Raw genomic sequence first — 17,507 nt, 5'->3', positions numbered from 1 at the left:
AATAAACTAAGAAGGAGGTTAAAGGTAACTAATGAATAAAGGTAAATTAGTGCAAGTTATTGGGCCGGTTATAGATGTAAAATTTGAAAAAAAATTGCCTGATATTTATAATGCGCTTGAAGTGTATAAGGAAAACGGAGAAAAATTAGTAGCTGAAGTTCACGCCCACAACGGAAATAATGTTGTAAGGGCAGTTGCAATGTCTGGAACTGAAGGGTTAAGACGTGGACTGGAAGTTGTAGATACTGGTAACCCGATTCAAGTTCCAGTTGGAAGAGCGACATTAGGAAGAATTTTCAATGTGCTTGGAGAAGCGGTTGATGATGGTGAAAAATTGGATGCAGATGTGTTAAGGGAATCTATCCACAAGGATGCACCCTCATTTGAACAACAAGGAACAGATTCTGAAATACTTGAAACAGGAATAAAAGTAGTAGATTTACTTGCTCCATACTTAAAAGGTGGAAAAATTGGACTTTTTGGAGGAGCAGGAGTCGGAAAGACAGTATTAATTCAGGAATTGATTAACAATATTGCGAAAGGGCATGGAGGACTTTCTGTATTTGCAGGAGTTGGAGAGCGTACACGTGAGGGACGTGATTTATATAACGAAATGACAGAAAGTGGAGTTATTGATAAGACAGCATTAGTGTATGGACAAATGAATGAGCCACCTGGAGCAAGACTAAGAGTAGGGCTTACAGCACTTACAATGGCGGAATATTTTAGAGATAAGGAAGGACAAAACGTACTTTTATTTATTGATAACATATTCAGATTTACTCAGGCAGGATCAGAAGTATCGGCTCTACTTGGAAGAATGCCGTCAGCCGTAGGATACCAGCCAAACTTGGCAACTGAAATGGGAGCCTTGCAGGAAAGAATAACATCAACAAGCACAGGTTCAATTACATCAGTACAAGCTGTATATGTGCCAGCAGATGACTTGACAGATCCAGCACCAGCAACAACATTTGCCCATTTGGATGCAACAACAGTATTGTCAAGACAAATTGCATCGCTTGGAATTTATCCAGCAGTAGACCCGCTTGATTCAACTTCAAGAATACTTGAGCCTGAAATTGTTGGGAATGAGCATTATAAAATTGCAAGAGAAACTCAGAAAGTATTACAAAGATATAAGGAATTACAAGATATTATCGCAATTCTAGGAATGGATGAGCTGGATGAAAATGATAAATTAACAGTAAATCGTGCTAGAAAAATCCAAAGATTCTTTTCACAGCCTTTCTCAGTAGCAGAACAGTTTACAGGAATGAAAGGTAAATATGTGCCTTTAAGAGAAACAATACGTGGATTTAAAGAAATTCTGGATGGACTTCATGATGATTTGCCAGAACAGGCATTCTTATACGTTGGAACAATTGAAGATGCAGTTGCAAAAGCACGAGAATTGATGAGCGAGTAATTTAAAATAATGTGTAATGAAAACAGGGACGATGTTTTCCCTGTTTTCCAATAAGAAAGTTTAGATAAAATAAGCATACTTTGGAATGGAAGGAGGCTTTATGGCAACGGAATTTATTTTGGAAGCAGTAACTCCAGAAAGGCTGGTTTTTGAAAAGCCTGTTGAATTTGTAAAATTACGTACAGAAGGTGGAGATATTGGAATACTTGCAAAGCATATTAACTACATTACACCAATTGGTGCTGGGGAAATGCTTGTTCGTGAAAAGGATAATAAGGAAATGACATATTATCTGGAAGGAGGATTTCTAGAAGTTCGTCAGGATAAAGTTGTTATTTTGGGAGTAAATATCGTTGAAGCAACTAAGGCAGAAGCAGAACGGATGGCAAGAGAAGTTGCCATTGAAAGAGCAAAAAAACAAAAAATAAAAGAAGATCAGGATATTTTAGGCTCAAAAAAACGGATTCAAAACAATTTAAGCAGGAAATAAATTTTGAAATTCTAAAAAATGTGGTATAATATGTATAAAATATAGTTAATTAATTTTAAAATTGATTATTTAATTATAATAAATTTGTTTAAACTCTAAAAATTAAAAGATTCATCATAGAGTATTCAGTTAAATATTTTTTATATAATTCATCTGTTTTTCTTTTTTATGAAGTAAAGGGGAACAGTTATCATCCCCTTTTTTTCGCAATATTAGTTATGACAATTTTTCAAATTATAATATCTGAAGATTTTGGCGAAACTGCTACGCACGAATCCTCGCTTGTCTAAGCATTTTTTAGTTTAAGTAAAATAGTTAATTTAACTAAAATAAATAAAAAGTAAAATAATTTAAAAAATAAAAGATTATTTAATTGAATAATCAAAGGGTAAATCTATATTTTTAAACTAATATTTGAATAAATTTAACAATAAAAAATAATGTAAAGGTGGAATGGGAATGGAGCAATTGAAAAAAAATAGAACGAGAACATTTTATAGAAATTATGTTAATGAAAAATTAGTTGGGAATAGAAATAAAAAAGAATTGAAAAAATTAGAAAGATTTATTTCAATGGAAGTTATCGAAAGGGAAACTATTGAGAAAATTTTGATAAAATACTTTTTTATTAAAAGAAGCAGAACGTTTTACAGAAACTTTGCTGATAGAAAATTAGTAGGAAATCTAGGTAGAAAATATAGAAGAATTTTTACAGCTTTAGATTTTAATTATGAAAAAATTTCGTCAGAACAAATAAGACGTAGATACGTAGAAACTGAAATTAACCGTTCAAAATTTGCAAAAGGTGTGGAATTTGACGGTAAATCAAATCACGAAGATATTTACTTTGACAAGGCTCCATTACCAGCATCGTATTTTACAGATGAACTTGTCCTAATGCCAAAAAATCCTACAACATTATACATTTATTGGGAAATTCGTGATGATACCTATGAAAGATTAGCTACAAATAACGGAGTTATTGATAATGTAGTTATAAAAATATTTAAAAACGGACACGAATATAGAAAAATTATAAGACATGAAAGAATTGGTTCGCATTATATTACTGAAATTGATGTAAATCAAAATTATGAAGCATCTATCGGATATGAAGATCAATATGGAAACTTTTCAGAAGTAGCACATTCAGTAGAAGCAATCGCACCAAATGATAAAGTTTCTGATAATATTGACTTAGTATGGGGAACAGTGAAATTCGATTCAAGCACAAATCAGCTTATAAAATATATAAATACTCCAGTTTCAACACCAGAAGGAAGAGAGCTTTTAGGAGTACCTGCAGATTATGATGTGGATGAAAATAATGAATTTATAATCGAAGTTATAGAAAGATTGACAAAAGTAGGAGCTTCAGAATCATTAATCGAAAGAAAAGTGATAAAAGGAAAACTTCCAAATCTTAGACTGGATATGGGTGGTTCAAGAAGCAGTTAGAACATTTTTATAAATGTTTTTATAAAAATTAAGATTAAAGGAGATTCAAAATGGCTATGTTAAATATGCTGCACGCTTGTTTACGTGTAGAAAATTTAGAAAAATCTATCGAATTTTATGAAAAGGCATTTGGATTTAAGGAAGACCGACGTAAAGATTTTCCAGAACATAAATTTACTATTGTTTATTTGACTCTTCCAGGAGAAAGTTTTGAGATTGAGCTGACTTATAATTACGGTCACGGTTCATATACAATTGGTGATGGTTTTTCACATTTGGCAATTGCTTCGGATGACTTGGAAGGAGATAATGAAAAACATAAGGCAATGGGATACAAGACAACAGATCTTATGGGCTTGCCTGGTAAACCTGGACATTATTATTTCGTAACGGATCCAGATGGTTACCGTATGGAAGTAATTCGTGCAGAATAAAAATTAGCAATAAAACATATTTAAAGCAAATAATAGAAATATCAGAAGAAAAGACCGAGACTTTCGGTCTTTTATAGTAAAACTATTTATACAAAATTTTAACAACTGCAAGGAGAAAATATGAAGATAATAGTGTATGGTGCTGGAGTTATGGCACAGTATGTAAAAGAATCAGTAATAAATTCTGGAAATGAATTTGCTGGGCTGGTTGACCCGCTTGGAAATGGGGATTTTGAAAATCTGAAGGAAAAAGATGTAGATTTTGATGCGATTATTGATTTTTCACATTTCAGTTTGCTGGAGGATGTACTTGAAGCGGGAATTGATAAAAAAGTTCCAGTTCTAATTGCTACAACTGGACATTCAGAAGAACAGATTGCAAAAATCCAGGAAGCATCAAAGCAAATACCTATAATTAAAGCAACAAATACTTCAGTTGGAGTAAATATCGTAAATGAAATTGTAGCCTTTGCGACAAAATTATTAAAGGATTTTGATATTGAAATAATTGAAAAGCATCACAACAGAAAAATTGACGCACCAAGCGGTACAGCGAATACTTTACTTGAAGTTGTCAAGGAAAATCTGGATAATGATGGAAAAGACTACAGAACAATTTATGGAAGAGAAGGGCACAGTAAACGTGCTGAAAAAGAAATAGGAGTTCACGCTATACGTGGCGGAAATATAGTCGGAGAACATACCGTAATTTATGCAAAAAATGATGAAATTATCGAAATAAAGCACGAAGCATTATCAAGAAAAATGTTTTCAGACGGTGCAGTCAAAGCTGTAGAATTTCTTGCTGGAAAAAAAGCAGGACTGTATACAATGAAAGATGTACTTGGTTTATAATAAAAAAAACTCTAGTTTTATTAAGACTGGAGTTTTTCTTTTTTCAACTATTTTGTATCTTCACAATAAAAATATCCACTGCTAGTTCTATAACATCTTGTTCCTTTTTCTGCCATTCTTTGATCAACTCGATTCCAATAACTTGGACTAAAAAGTTCACAACTAGCTACACTTAACCCAACTAAAATTAAAATTAGAATTTAAAAATATTTTTCGTAAAATATCACTTCTTTATATTGTTTTTTACTATCTTGTATCTTCACAATAAACATTTCCATTATATTTCTCATAACAAGTTCTACCTCTTTCTTCCCGGCTCCGATTATATTCTTCCCATCGTGAAGGACTAAAAAGTTCGCAACTAGCCACACTTACCCCAACTAAAATTAAAATTAGAATTTTAAAAATGTTTTTCATAAAATACCACTCCTTGTATTATTTTTTATTATTTTGTATCTTCACATTTAATATTATTTCGTATTTTAATAGTAAAAATTAGAAATTATAACGTAAGGGCATCAGACGCCATGCCCTCTTTCGCAATAATAGTTATTTTAACATATTTAACTGACTGCTACTTAGAGATAATGGCGAAATGTTCTACGAACTACCCCGCTTAACGCAAAACTTTCTTATAAAGAAAAAATAAAACTCGCTTCGTAAAAACTACGCTCACTTTCGCAAACAAGAGTTATTTTAACATAAATAAGTTCTATCATTATAAAAATTATGGCGAAAGAAATATATTCATATTTAGTTATTTTTCCTTTAACGAAATTTTGCTTATTTAATATTTTCCCAATTTAAGAACTTAAATATATAATTTTTATAAGTTAATGTAGAATGTCGTTATTTTTTTGGAATGAAAACGACTAAACACATTTATGTGTTTCTTTCGCCAAAAGCTTTATAGCAAAAATATTTTATAGAGTTGTTCTAAACTTTATTTGCGAAAGTGAGCGTTAGCGAGTTTCGTTTTCGTAGTAATCAAGGTTTTATCTAAATAATAAGGTTTAAACTACTTTCCCAAATTTTATTTGGGAATATTTCAAAAAAATGCTTAGACGAGCCAGGGTTAGTGCGTAGCACTTTCGCCATTCTCTTTAATATATTATTATTTAAATATACTAGAATAACTATTATTGCGAAATGAAGGGAAATGGCGATTGATTTCCCTTGCTTATACAAAAAGAGAAAACATATAATTATGAAAAAATATTTATTAACAACAAGTAATTTTTCAAAATTTAAATAAAAATCCCTTATTTGAATACCATAGATTGTATAATATATTGCGACAAACTAATTATTATAGAATTTAAAAATATTTCTCATAATACCTGCTATTTATATAATTATAACAAATAAAATAAAAAAAGTCAATATTTATACGGTAAATTAAATACTATATAAAAATAAAAGTTCTTTTAAACTTTTTTATAAAATGGTATTGACATAACAAAAAATATGTGGTATTATACTATTGAAAATAAGAGAAAATTAATTACTGTAAAAAAGGAGAGATTTATTATGAAATCTAAAATTAAAGTTTTATTATTAACATCAATTATTGCTTCTAGTTGTATTAGCTGTACTTTTGCACAGGCAGGTGGAGTAATTGGAGGTGCAGATGGAAGAGCTGTAGGAATGGTAATGGATAGTGGGGTATCATTAGGAAATAGTATAGGAAGAAGTATAAAAGGTGCAATTTCAAACAGAAATTCAAAAACTCCAAAAGCACCAAAAACTTCTACAACAAACATAAACACTAATACTACCAAAACCGTAAATCTAAAAAATACAAGTACAACTACAAATAAAAACAAAAAATAAAAGTTAGAATGTTGATAATAGTTTGAACAGAATTAGAGCAGCCAGTAAACAGAGAAGTTATATTGGCTGCTTTTTTATTTTGTGATAAATTTAAAAATTATATAATTGTAATTTTGTTAGGAATTGTTATTTCTTTTCATATGTGCTATAATAACAGTTGTTATATAAACAAATTATTTTATAATCAAAGTATTTTGATTGTAACTACTTGATTAGGAGGAGAAAAATGAATAAATTTAAAAATGAAAATTTATTAAAAATGAATACGGAAGAATTTTTGTCTAATATAAAAAAGGTGTTTAACGATGTTTTTTCAGACGGAAATATTGAGAAGATAAATCTAATGAACTATTTATCAGAAAATAAATGGTTAAGTATAAAAAAACGTGGACTCTTATTACCTTTTCTTTCTGAAAAATTTGGAGGAAGAAAGGATAGTCAATTTGAAATTCAGGAAGTTCTTAGAATAGCTGGAAGTTATGGAGTGCCAGTTACTCTTAGAACTGGGATTGAAGGGGCATTAGTATTACAGCCGCTAATTGAATATGGAAATAAGGAGCAGATTGAAAAAGGTTTGGAAATGATATTTAACGGAGAAGGTGGAGGACTAGCTATAACGGAGCCTGAAACTTCTGGATCTGCCATAGCAAAAGAAATGCAGTCTTACTATGAATATGTTGATGAAAATACAATTCATGTTAAAGCTGATAAATATTGGCAAGGAAATTCTCAAAGTGATTTTTTATTAATTGCAGCAAAGGAAAAGAAAGAAGGAAAACTTTCAAAAGTAATTAGCTTAATTTTAGTTCCAAGAAAATATATAACTTATGATGTGTTAAATTCAGAAGGGCTGAAAGCAGTGAGATATGCTGTAAATCATGTAGATGCTCATATTCCTGCAAAATATATAATAAAACTTTCAGAAAGCAAGGCAAATTGTCTTAGAGAATTTCAAAACATCTTTATAAGAAGTAGATTGCAGCTAGTTGGAATGACACATGGAATTATGGAATATATCGTAAAAAATATAAATAAATTTGCTAAAAAAGAAATACCATTTGTTCAAAATGAATTAAATGAAATCGAAAATACTTACGATGTATCAAAAATTATGTATAGTTATACTTGTAACAATGTCTCTCCAGATAAGTCTGTTTCAGATAAATTAATGGAAGCAAATATTATAAAGAGCCTTGCTACTGAATATACTTACAAAGCAGCAAAAATTGCACAGAAACTTCTAGGGGCAAAAGGATTTGAAGCTGGGCATCCGATGAGCAATGTGGCAATTGATTTTAGACCGTTTACTATCTTTGAAGGTCCAAACGACATGCTTTATGCTGAAATTTATGATCAGTTTTCAAAAGCTACGGCTGTGGAGAAGAAGGAAGGAATTAGAGTAGATAAAAATTCGACAATCTATGAAAGATTTATTTCAGATAGACGATTTTCAAGTATTTCTGTTAGCGGTATCCTGAATAAAGCAGATGATTTGACAAACTTTTTAAAAAAACATGCTTTAAATGAAATGAATCAGATAACAAAAGTTTTTGTTGGGAAAATACTGGCAAGATTGTTTCTTTTAATTCAAACAGAATCGGATAATTTGGTAAAATTCTTGATAAGGGATATTAGAAAAGATATTTTAGATTTTGAGTATAATAGTTAAATTAATAAAAAAAGAAGGATAACTAATAAAAGCTATTCTTCTTTTATTTTATTCAGTTATTTAAAAAACTGGGTAAATATTGTAATGATACTGATATTGGCAAAATCAATAAATAATGAACCGACAATTGGAATTACGAAAAATGCCATTTTTGAATAAATATATTTTTCTGTAACTGCTTTCATGTTTGAAATTCCGTTTGGAGTTGCTCCAAGTCCAAATCCACAATGTCCTGAAACCATTACTGCTGCATCGTAATCAGACCCCATTGCTTTAAATGTTATCCAGTTCAGATAGAAATAAATCAATATAACTTGTGCAACTAATAAAATAATTACAGGCAATGCTAAATCAATTAATTCCCATAATCTTAGTGTCATTAGTGCCATTGAAAGAAATAGACTAAGTGCCACATCTTCAAGAATGCTTATTTCTTTTGTCGGAGCATTCATAGCCTTTACATTGTCTGATAAATTTCTAATAATTGCAGCAACAATCATTGGTCCAATGTAAACAGGGAAATGTGCTTCAAAATTTGTAAAACTCATAAGATAATCAATAAAGATTGATAAATATGAACCAATTCCCATTGCAATTAAGATATAGAAAAATGCCATTGAAAATTGTTCACCATCAAGATAAGGCTTTTGTCTTTTTAACACTTCTTCATCAATATCTTCATCTCCATGCTGAATACCGTCTTTTACAAAATGTTCAGGCAATAATTTGTGTTTTTTAATAAGTCTGCTTGCGATAGGTCCTCCCATAGCAGATCCTACAATAAGACCAAAAGTTGCAGAAGCAATGGCAATAGCATTTGCTCCTTTGTATGCAGGACCGAGAGCTTCAATTGTTGGAGCTACAGCGGCGGATGTTCCATGTCCTCCAGTCATTGGAGTAGATCCTGTCATTAGTGCCAGTAATGGCGGAAGTCCTACAAATTTTGAAAGTCCAACTGCAACAGTATTTTGCAAAATACATAATCCAGTTGCAACAAATAGGAAAATAAGTACCTTTTTTCCACCTTTTTTCAATACTTTTAAACTTGCGTTAAATCCTACGCTTGTAAAAAACATAACCATAAAAAATTTTTGCAATGTATCAGTAAACTTTATTTCAGCTATATTTGTCTGTCTTAAAATAAAAACAAGTATTGAAAATAAAAAACCACCAATAACAGGTGCTGGAATACAGTATTTTTCAAAAAATTTGATTTTTTTTCTAAGTTTCATTCCAATTAACAATAAAATAACTGCTAGACCAATTGTCTGAATCATATCCATGTTAATTTTAACCATAAATAATTCACCTCACTATAAATTTTTTTTGTAATGCAACATTATACTATAAATTCAAATAAAGTGCAAATCTAAATCAAAAGTTATTTTTTTAGCTCCAAAATTATAAAAAAAAATAACAATAATTTAAAAATAGAATTGCAAAAATTTGGAAAAAGAAATAAAATATGGTAAAATATAGTAAATTTGAGAGATTTTCTCTAATTTTTAATTTACTTAATTTTTAAAAGTTTGAGATTAAAGAAGTTTGGAAATAGATAATATAATAAAAAAAACGCAAATAGATAATAAAAATTTGATGATATGAAAGGTGGCTTGAAATATGGATTTTACTAAAGTTAGAGAAGATGAGGAAAAATCAATTTTGGAGAAAAAAGAAATTGTTGAAAAAGATTTTTGGCGACAAAAATATCATATTCAAGGAATTGTGGGATTAATTAACGATCCAAATGGATTTTCACAGTTTAATGGAAAATATCATATGTTTTATCAATGGAATCCATTGGGAACTAATCATAAAAATAAAACTTGGGCTCATAGTGTAAGTGATGATTTATTACATTGGGAAAGGCTGAAAACGGCTTTGCGTCCTGATACCTGGTATTCTAAGGATGGAGTTTATTCTGGAAGTGCTATTGTGGATGACGACAAACTTTATTTATTTTATACAGGAAATGTGAAGGATCCTGAAGGAAATAGGGAATCTTACCAATGCCTAGCAGTTTCAAGCGACGGAGAAAATTTTGAGAGATGGGAGCCAAGCATTGTAAATCAGCCAGATGGATATACACGGCACATAAGAGATCCAAAAATCTGGAAAAAAGATGGTAAATTTTATGCTGTAATTGGTATTCAAAGTGAAAATTTGGAAGGGAAGGCAGTTCTTTACAGTTCAGAAAATATAAAAGACTGGAAATTTGAAGGGGAAATCGCAGGAGCAAATCACGGAAAAATTAAAGACTTTGGATTTATGTGGGAATGTCCTGATTACTTTCAGTTAAAAGATGAAAAAACTGGAGAAATAAAGGATTTATTGGTTTTTTCACCACAAGGGTTGGAGCCAGAAGGAGATTTATACAATAACAAATATCAGACAGGATATTTATTTGGAAAATTAGATTACGAAAAACCTGTATTTGAAATTTTATCAGACTTTGTGGAAATTGACAGAGGAAATGACTTTTATGCACCACAGTCAATGGAAGATGATAAAGGAAGAAGGCTTATTGTAGGCTGGATGGGAATTCCAGAAGAAGAAGATTTTCCAACTGTAAAAAGTGAATGGCTTCACTGCCTAACTTTACCAAGAGAACTTAAAGTAATAGATGGAAAACTTTATCAAGTGCCTATAGAGGAAATGGAAAGTATCCGTGGAGAAAAAATTGAATTTAGTGGAAAAGTAGCTGGAGAAGTTAAAATTGGAACAGGAGCAACTTATGAATTAAAAGCTAAATTTAGTGATTTTAATACTGATTTTGGATTGAAATTACGAACTGGTAAAAGTAGTGAAACAGTTTTAAAATTTGATTACAACGATAAAAAATTTGTATTAGATAGAACAAAAGGTGAACAACCTGATAAAAGATTAAGAAAAGTCTATTTAGGAGATATTTTAGAATTGGAACTTACTGTGTTTGTAGATAATTCTTCTGTAGAAGTGTTTATTAATGGTGGTGCAGAAGTATTTTCTTCACGAATATTCCCAGAAAAAGATGCAGATGGAATAAGTGTATTTGCAGATAAGGATGTAAATGTGGAAATAGAAAAATGGGAATGGAAATAAAGTTTTTTTTAATAAGAGAGGAAAAAATTGATAAAGAAAAAGAATATAAAATTAGACATAGTAAATTTACTGGATGAAATTCAGAATGGAAAATACAGTAATATCCAGTTAAATTACTATTTTTCTAAAAATAATTATACAAAAAAAGAAAAAATGTTTATTACAAATGTAGTAAATATTGTGATAAAAAATTTGATTTATATTGATTATCTGATTGGGAAAAGTGTTAGGAATGTGAAAAAACGAAAAATAAAGCAGCTTTTGAGAATTTCGGTTGCTCAATTGTTTTTCATGGAATCGGATAATGCGGGAGTTATTTTTGAGGCTGGAGAGATTGCAAAAATTTTGAATGCACATCAAGCTGGATTTGTGAATGCGGCTTTACAGACAATTTTGAAAAATAAAGAAAAATTTGATGAGGAAATTCCGAAAGATAATAGGGAAAGTATTGTTTTGTCATATCCGCAATGGTTTGTGAATAAGATGAAAATTGATTATCCTTATGATTATTTGGAAATGCTTAAATCTTATAAAAAAAGAAGTTATTTGTCAGTTAGATTTGATAAGAATAAAATTACGAGTGAGAAATTTGAGGAATTGTTGAAAAATATTATGACAGAAGCCTTATTTTCTGTTGGTGAAGTTTATTATTTATCAAATGCGAATATTTTTGATACGGAAATTTATAAGAATGGGGATGTTGTGATTCAGGATGCATCGTCTTATCTGGCCGTGAGAAATTTAGGCGTGAAAGATGGAGAAACTGTGCTTGATGCCTGTTCTGCTCCTGGTGGAAAATCCCTTGCAATTTTACAGCTCTTTAATCCGAAAAACCTTATTTCTACTGATATTCACGAGCATAAAGTGAAATTATTGAATGAACTTAAAAATAAATATGGTTACAGCAATTTTGAAGTGAAATTAAATGATGCTACACAAATTGAGAATTTAGACACAATGTTTGACAAGATACTTTTAGATATGCCTTGCAGTGGGCTTGGAGTTCTTCGGAAAAAGCCTGAAAAAATATATGAGCTGACTGCAAATGATATAAAAAATTTAAAGAAACTTCAGAAAAAAATATTTGAAAGTGCATATAAATCTTTGAAAAATGGCGGGGAAATAGTTTATAGCACTTGTACATTTTCTAAAAATGAGAACACTAATAATATTCATTATTTTCTCGAAAAATACAAGGATTTGGAAATTTTGGAAGTAGAGATTCCTGAAAATATTGAAAATATAAGAGATGAATTTGGGGGAGTTTATATTTCGTATAAAAATAAATACATGGATGGGTTTTATATTGCAAAATTAAGAAAAAAATAAAAGAGTTTCGAGTATAAAAAACGAAGAATAAAAATGGAACTAGATATTTTAGAGAAAGTTTATAAAACAAAAATAAATTTGGAAATGAATTATTCTATAAAAGTACAGAAAAAATGATTGAAAGGACATATTTGGGATGCAATTTAATTTGGATGATGATGTAAAATTCATATTGGAACAACTGAATAGAAATGGAAAAGGATTTCTTGTTGGTGGAGCAGTTAGAGATAAAATTCTAAATAAAGATCCTGGCGATTATGATTTTGCAACTGATATAGAATATTCAGAATTGAAAAGAATCTTTGCTGGTTATAACCCAAAAGAAATGGGAGCTCATTTTGGAATTCTTATGATAAATGTTAATGGAAAAAGCTATGAAATAGCAAAATTCCGTAAAGAAACAGGAGTTTACAACAGCAGATACCCAAAAGAAATTAAGTTTGTAAAAACAATTGAAGAAGATTTGGCAAGAAGGGATTTTACGATAAATTCTATTGCTTACAGCGAACAGACTGGAATAGTTGATTTGTATGGGGGAAGGCAGGATATTAGACGGAAAGTGATAAGATTTGTAGGGAAGCCAAAGCTGAGAATAGAAGAAGATGCTCTTAGAATTTTAAGAGCTTTTAGATTTATTTCAAAATTAGGATTTAATTTGGATAAAAAAACAGCTGAAGCCATTTACAAAAAAAGAAAATTTTTGACTAAAATATCTAAAGAAAGAATTTTTGACGAGTTAAGTAAAATTCTTATGGGAAAATTTGCTAAAAAGGCTTTTATAGAAATGAAAAAATTACGGGTTTTAGAAATGATAATTCCCGAATTTTATTATGCTTACAATTTTGATCAGAATAATCCCAATCATCCAGACGACTTGTTTAATCATATTATAAAAGTTATTCATCTTTGTGATTATGATTTGGTAACTAGATTTGCGGCACTTTTTCACGATTTGGGGAAAATAAATGTAAAAATTATTGATGCAAAAGGTATTTTTTATTTTTATGGACATGAAAAGGAAAGTGCATTAATCGCAGAAGAGGAATTAAAACAGCTCAAGGCGTCCAATGATTTTATAAATTCAGTAAAAAAAATTGTAAAAAATCATATGTTAATTTATCAAGATGTTTCAGATAAGACGTTGAAAAAGTTGATTATTGAAATGGAAGAAAAAAATCTAAAAAGACTTTTTAATTTATTTTCTGCAGACTTAAATTCCAAAGGGCTTAGGACAAAAAAAGAAAATGAAGAGATTTTACAAAATTTTCGGGAAAAAATTGAAAATATAAAGAAACAGGGTAAAATACCACAGTTTAATGATTTAGATATAACAGGGATTGATTTGATAAATCTTAAATTTAGTAACCGTGAGATTGGAGAAGTAAAAAATAGATTGTATGAGCTTGTGCTTGGCGATGAAATTGAGAACGAGAAAGAAGCATTATTAAAATATGTTGTCAAGCATTACAAATTGAATGATAACTTTGATTATGAAAATTCGTGCGGCGCAATTGTTTTTAATGAAAATACCGAAAAAATTTTGCTTGTGAAAATGCACAATGGTAACTGGGGCTTTCCAAAAGGACATATCGAAAAGGATGAAACTAAGGAAGAAACAGCAATTCGTGAAGTTCTTGAAGAAACAAATGTAAGAATAAAAATAATTCCTAATTTTGAAAGAGAAATAAAATATATTCCAAATGAGAAAACTATTAAGAAAGTTACGATTTTTATGGGAATTACGCAAGATGAAGAGGTTACCATTGATACTTTTGAAATTGAGGATTTTAAATGGTGTACTTATGAGGAAGCATTAAAGCTGGTTACTTATAAGCTTCAGAAGGATGTGCTGGAAAACGCAAGAAAAGTATTTATAAAGTCGAAGACAGGTTAGAGCTTTAATAAAAATAAATGTAAGAGGAAAATAAAGTAAAAAATGAAAACAGAAAAAATTTTAGGTTATGAAGTTCACAGAAAAAAAGTAAAAAATATAAATTTACGGATAAAGCCCAATATGGAAATCTATATTTCTGTACCAATGAATTTACATCGTGATTACATCGAAAATTTTATCCGTTCTAAAGAAGGCTGGATAAAAAGTGTTTTGAAAAAAGTTGAAGATGTGAAGGAAAAACAGAAGGGATTTGAGTACAAAACTGGCGAAATTCATAAATTTTTGGGAAAAGAATACAATTTAACTGTGAAAACTGGGAGTTTTAATGGCGTGAATTTAGTAAATAATGAAAAAAATCCGAATATAATTTTAACAGTTAATGAAAACATTTTGGAAAATACTGACGAAAAGAAAAAAATTATGGAAAAATGGTATTTTGAAAATGCAAAAAAGTTATTTCCGCAATTTATGGAAAAATGGCTGAAAATATTGGATGAGCATGTGGAAAAAGTCGCAATAAAGCCTATGAAGACTAGATGGGGCTCGTGCAATTATGTAAAAAAATATATAAATCTTAATACGGAGCTTATAAAAAGAACTCCTTTTGAGATAGAATATGTGGTTTTACATGAATTGACACATTTAAAGTATCCAAATCATGGAAAAGGTTTTTACAATTATGTCGAACGATATATGCCAAATTATAAGATTGCTGAAAAAATGCTAAATGCTAAACATTATTATTAAATTTCAAATAAAAATAATATTAAAGATATTTTTTAAATAAAATAGGAACTACCAGTTAATAGCAGTTCCTTTATTTTTTATTAATTCAATTAATTAATATCATCAATGTCGTAATCAACTAAAATTTCAATTTCTCCATTTTCATGGACAAAAAGCCCAGTAACAGCCTCATGGGGTAAATCGTTGTGCATTTTCTCAGCAGCTTGCCGAATATAACCTTTTTGTGTTTCATCATCAGTAGGACAACCAGCACAGTCGCTATGCCCTGCCACAAAAATATGATCAGATTTATGTTTATTAACCGAAATTAAAACCACCTTATCTTCTATGCTCTTTAAATAATCCTCATCATTAACTATTTTATTTACAGCACCCGCATCAGTAATAGTATCCACAAAAGTGTATCTGTAATTACCTCTAATGTATTCATTTAAAATATGAATAAATCTTCCATCCATACAGCATACTAAAGTACAAAACATAATTTCCTCCCTCGTTCAAACAACTACATATTTTTAATAGTTACAAGTTTGAAGTTATTTGAAATATATCTTAAAGATGTTGAAATTATAGCATATTTATTGGTAAAAATCAAAAATTTTAACTTAATAAATTTTCTAGAAAATATTCAATCACATATTCTGCACATTTTATTCCATCAACTGCCGCTGACATAATTCCGCCAGCATACCCTGCACCTTCCCCACATGGCATAAGTCCTTCGATATTTGAGAAAAATCTTTCATTTCTAGGAATTTTCACTGGAGATGAACTACGGCTTTCGACACCTGACAGAATTGCGTCATAATTAGCAAAACCCTTTATTTTTTTATCCATTAAGGTAATTCCTTCTTTTATGGAATCGTTTATGAATTGTGGAAAAATTTCATTTAAGTTTGCAAATTTGTAGCCTGCTAGGTAGCTTGGCTTTACTTTTCCTAATTTTGTTGAGATTTTATTATTTACAAAATCGCCAAATAGCTGAATAGGGGCTTTGTAATCTTTTCCACCAAGCTCAAATGCTTTTTCTTCCAATTTTCTTTGAAATTCAACTCCAGCCAGAACACTTTCTCCTGGAAAATCTTCGGGAAATACATTTACCAAAATTGCTGAATTTGCATTTTCCAAATCTCTTTGTGAATAACTCATTCCATTTACGACAAGTCTGCCTTCTTCACTTGAAGATGGGACAACGACACCTCCAGGACACATACAGAAAGTATAAACTCCACGTCCATTGCTTGTCTTTACATTTAATTTGTATTCTGCGGCTGGCAATTTATCAGCAAATTTTCCATATTGCGAGTAATTTATCATACTTTGAAGATGCTCAATTCGGACTCCTACCGAAAAAGTTTTCCGTTCCATTGCAACATTTTCTTCGTTCAGCATAAAGAAAGTATCCCTTGCACTATGTCCAATTGCCAAAACTACAATATTTGTTGGAATTTCATAAATTTTATTTTCATCAGAATTTTCCACATTTTTAACTAAAATGCTTTTTATTTTGTTATTTTCAAAATTAGATTTTTCATAATTTATTTTTACAAGTTTTGTGCTAAAACGGTACTCTCCTCCAAGGCTTTCGATTTTATGCCTGATTTTACGCATTATTTCAATTAATTTATCGGTTCCAATGTGGGGCTTTGACATATAGTTGATTTTGGGATCAGCACCAGCGAGAATTAATTCATCATAAACCTTCTGAATCCGAAAATTATTTGTATTCGTGTTTAGTTTCCCATCTGAAAATGTTCCAGCTCCTCCTTCTCCAAACTGTACATTTGAATATTTATCAAGTTTTCCAGTTTTGAAAAAATTATATACATCTTTTTCACGCTCATCTACATTTTTTCCCTGCTCAATGATAATTGGCTTTAATCCAGCTTCGGCAAGCACAAGTCCAGCAAAAATTCCAGCAGGACCGCTACCCACAACAACTGGACGCTTCACATTTTCATTTTCTGTAAAGTTCTCAATTTTTTCCATAGAATAAGGCTTTTTCTCAATTTTACGCACATTTTTCACATTTTCAAATCTTTTCTTTTCTATTTCCTCATCAAAATTAAAAGAAATATCGACTGCATAAACAAATACAACATTATCTTTTTTTCTGGCATCAATCGCCTGTCCTGCTATTTCAAATGATTTTACTTCATTCTCATTGATTTTGTAAAGTTTGTAAACTGTTTTTTTTAAATCATTTTCGTTGTGTTTTACAGGCATTTTTATATTATTTATTCTAATCATTTTTCTCCTTAATTAGTTTAGTTGTTTTTAAAAGTTTT

At 30.0% G+C, this 17,507-nt stretch carries 15 protein-coding genes; 11 read left to right on the top strand and 4 right to left on the bottom strand.

The features are described 5' to 3' along the window. Positions 1 to 31: 31 nt before the first annotated feature. The 5 genes from atpD to dapB all read left to right on the top strand — a co-directional run bounded on the left by atpD (position 32) and on the right by dapB (position 4,666). On the top strand, positions 32 to 1,429 hold the full coding sequence (gene atpD / locus BQ5344_RS09950) for a F0F1 ATP synthase subunit beta (RefSeq protein ID WP_006803459.1): 1,398 nt from the start codon (positions 32 to 34) through the stop codon (positions 1,427 to 1,429). A 100-nt stretch (positions 1,430 to 1,529) separates the two neighbouring features. Continuing rightward, the gene (atpC, locus tag BQ5344_RS09945) at positions 1,530 to 1,919 is read left to right on the top strand and encodes an ATP synthase F1 subunit epsilon (RefSeq protein ID WP_026746987.1); all 390 of its coding nucleotides are present in this window, start codon (positions 1,530 to 1,532) and stop codon (positions 1,917 to 1,919) included. Positions 1,920 to 2,378: 459 nt separating this feature from the next. Next, positions 2,379 to 3,377: a DUF4912 domain-containing protein gene (locus BQ5344_RS09940; protein ID WP_036071114.1), complete on the top strand. Its 999-nt coding sequence runs from the start codon at positions 2,379 to 2,381 to the stop codon at positions 3,375 to 3,377. Between the two features lie 50 nt (positions 3,378 to 3,427). Beyond that, on the top strand, positions 3,428 to 3,811 hold the full coding sequence (gene gloA, locus BQ5344_RS09935; protein WP_021769428.1) for a lactoylglutathione lyase: 384 nt from the start codon (positions 3,428 to 3,430) through the stop codon (positions 3,809 to 3,811). 120 nt (positions 3,812 to 3,931) lie between these two features. Beyond that, on the top strand, positions 3,932 to 4,666 hold the full coding sequence (gene dapB, locus BQ5344_RS09930; RefSeq protein WP_071125178.1) for a 4-hydroxy-tetrahydrodipicolinate reductase: 735 nt from the start codon (positions 3,932 to 3,934) through the stop codon (positions 4,664 to 4,666). 246 nt (positions 4,667 to 4,912) lie between these two features. Here the strand turns inward: dapB and BQ5344_RS12310 are convergent, their stop codons facing one another. Further along, positions 4,913 to 5,083 (bottom strand): hypothetical protein, encoded by a 171-nt coding sequence (locus BQ5344_RS12310; RefSeq protein WP_162840185.1) that lies wholly within the window; start codon positions 5,081 to 5,083, stop codon positions 4,913 to 4,915. A gap of 1,113 nt (positions 5,084 to 6,196) precedes the next feature. Here BQ5344_RS12310 and BQ5344_RS09925 point away from each other — a divergent pair. After that, complete coding sequence (locus BQ5344_RS09925; RefSeq protein ID WP_021768957.1) at positions 6,197 to 6,499, top strand: hypothetical protein; 303 nt, start codon at positions 6,197 to 6,199, stop codon at positions 6,497 to 6,499. 226 nt (positions 6,500 to 6,725) lie between these two features. Further along, entirely contained in the window at positions 6,726 to 8,168 is a 1,443-nt protein-coding gene (locus BQ5344_RS09920; RefSeq protein ID WP_083378241.1) for an acyl-CoA dehydrogenase family protein, read from the top strand. 56 nt (positions 8,169 to 8,224) lie between these two features. On the opposite strand, the gene gltS is transcribed toward BQ5344_RS09920, so the two are convergent. After that, positions 8,225 to 9,466, bottom strand: coding sequence for a sodium/glutamate symporter (gltS, locus tag BQ5344_RS09915; protein WP_071125177.1), 1,242 nt, complete (start codon positions 9,464 to 9,466; stop codon positions 8,225 to 8,227). 322 nt (positions 9,467 to 9,788) lie between these two features. Here gltS and BQ5344_RS09910 point away from each other — a divergent pair, with 322 nt between their 5' ends. The 4 genes from BQ5344_RS09910 (at position 9,789) to BQ5344_RS09895 (ending at position 15,219) form a co-directional block, all read left to right on the top strand. Next, the gene (locus BQ5344_RS09910) at positions 9,789 to 11,249 is read left to right on the top strand and encodes a glycoside hydrolase family 32 protein (RefSeq protein ID WP_071125176.1); all 1,461 of its coding nucleotides are present in this window, start codon (positions 9,789 to 9,791) and stop codon (positions 11,247 to 11,249) included. Positions 11,250 to 11,276: 27 nt separating this feature from the next. Further along, positions 11,277 to 12,578, top strand: a complete 1,302-nt coding sequence (gene rsmB, locus BQ5344_RS09905; RefSeq protein WP_071125175.1) for a 16S rRNA (cytosine(967)-C(5))-methyltransferase RsmB — start codon at positions 11,277 to 11,279, stop codon at positions 12,576 to 12,578. A 136-nt stretch (positions 12,579 to 12,714) separates the two neighbouring features. Beyond that, on the top strand, positions 12,715 to 14,472 hold the full coding sequence (locus BQ5344_RS09900; protein ID WP_071125174.1) for an NUDIX domain-containing protein: 1,758 nt from the start codon (positions 12,715 to 12,717) through the stop codon (positions 14,470 to 14,472). Positions 14,473 to 14,514: 42 nt separating this feature from the next. Next, positions 14,515 to 15,219 (top strand): M48 family metallopeptidase, encoded by a 705-nt coding sequence (locus tag BQ5344_RS09895; protein ID WP_071125173.1) that lies wholly within the window; start codon positions 14,515 to 14,517, stop codon positions 15,217 to 15,219. An 89-nt stretch (positions 15,220 to 15,308) separates the two neighbouring features. Here BQ5344_RS09895 and BQ5344_RS09890 read toward each other — a convergent pair whose 3' ends face one another. Both BQ5344_RS09890 and BQ5344_RS09885 read right to left on the bottom strand, forming a co-directional pair. Continuing rightward, positions 15,309 to 15,701 carry a carbonic anhydrase gene (locus BQ5344_RS09890; protein WP_036070533.1) on the bottom strand — a complete coding sequence of 131 codons (393 nt, stop codon included), beginning with the start codon at positions 15,699 to 15,701 and terminating at the stop codon, positions 15,309 to 15,311. A 118-nt stretch (positions 15,702 to 15,819) separates the two neighbouring features. Further along, positions 15,820 to 17,469, bottom strand: a complete 1,650-nt coding sequence (locus tag BQ5344_RS09885) for an NAD(P)/FAD-dependent oxidoreductase (protein ID WP_071125172.1) — start codon at positions 17,467 to 17,469, stop codon at positions 15,820 to 15,822. Positions 17,470 to 17,507: the final 38 nt, after the last annotated feature.

Source organism: Leptotrichia massiliensis (assembly GCF_900104625.1).
Classification (GTDB): Bacteria; Fusobacteriota; Fusobacteriia; order Fusobacteriales; family Leptotrichiaceae; genus Leptotrichia; species Leptotrichia massiliensis.
This window is presented reverse-complemented; position numbering and strand designations above follow the sequence as displayed.

Excerpts from the sequence above, each read along its gene's own strand:
- atpD (WP_006803459.1), top strand. The coding sequence starts at position 32 with ATGAATAAAGGTAAATTAGTGCAAGTTATTGGGCCGGTTATAGATGTA.
- atpC (WP_026746987.1), top strand. The coding sequence starts at position 1,530 with ATGGCAACGGAATTTATTTTGGAAGCAGTAACTCCAGAAAGGCTGGTT.
- BQ5344_RS09940 (WP_036071114.1), top strand. The coding sequence starts at position 2,379 with ATGGAGCAATTGAAAAAAAATAGAACGAGAACATTTTATAGAAATTAT.
- gloA (WP_021769428.1), top strand. The coding sequence starts at position 3,428 with ATGGCTATGTTAAATATGCTGCACGCTTGTTTACGTGTAGAAAATTTA.
- dapB (WP_071125178.1), top strand. The coding sequence starts at position 3,932 with ATGAAGATAATAGTGTATGGTGCTGGAGTTATGGCACAGTATGTAAAA.
- BQ5344_RS12310 (WP_162840185.1), bottom strand. The coding sequence starts at position 5,083 with ATGAAAAACATTTTTAAAATTCTAATTTTAATTTTAGTTGGGGTAAGT.
- BQ5344_RS09925 (WP_021768957.1), top strand. The coding sequence starts at position 6,197 with ATGAAATCTAAAATTAAAGTTTTATTATTAACATCAATTATTGCTTCT.
- BQ5344_RS09920 (WP_083378241.1), top strand. The coding sequence starts at position 6,726 with ATGAATAAATTTAAAAATGAAAATTTATTAAAAATGAATACGGAAGAA.
- gltS (WP_071125177.1), bottom strand. The coding sequence starts at position 9,466 with ATGGTTAAAATTAACATGGATATGATTCAGACAATTGGTCTAGCAGTT.
- BQ5344_RS09910 (WP_071125176.1), top strand. The coding sequence starts at position 9,789 with ATGGATTTTACTAAAGTTAGAGAAGATGAGGAAAAATCAATTTTGGAG.
- BQ5344_RS09900 (WP_071125174.1), top strand. The coding sequence starts at position 12,715 with ATGCAATTTAATTTGGATGATGATGTAAAATTCATATTGGAACAACTG.
- BQ5344_RS09895 (WP_071125173.1), top strand. The coding sequence starts at position 14,515 with ATGAAAACAGAAAAAATTTTAGGTTATGAAGTTCACAGAAAAAAAGTA.
- BQ5344_RS09890 (WP_036070533.1), bottom strand. The coding sequence starts at position 15,701 with ATGTTTTGTACTTTAGTATGCTGTATGGATGGAAGATTTATTCATATT.
- BQ5344_RS09885 (WP_071125172.1), bottom strand. The coding sequence starts at position 17,469 with ATGATTAGAATAAATAATATAAAAATGCCTGTAAAACACAACGAAAAT.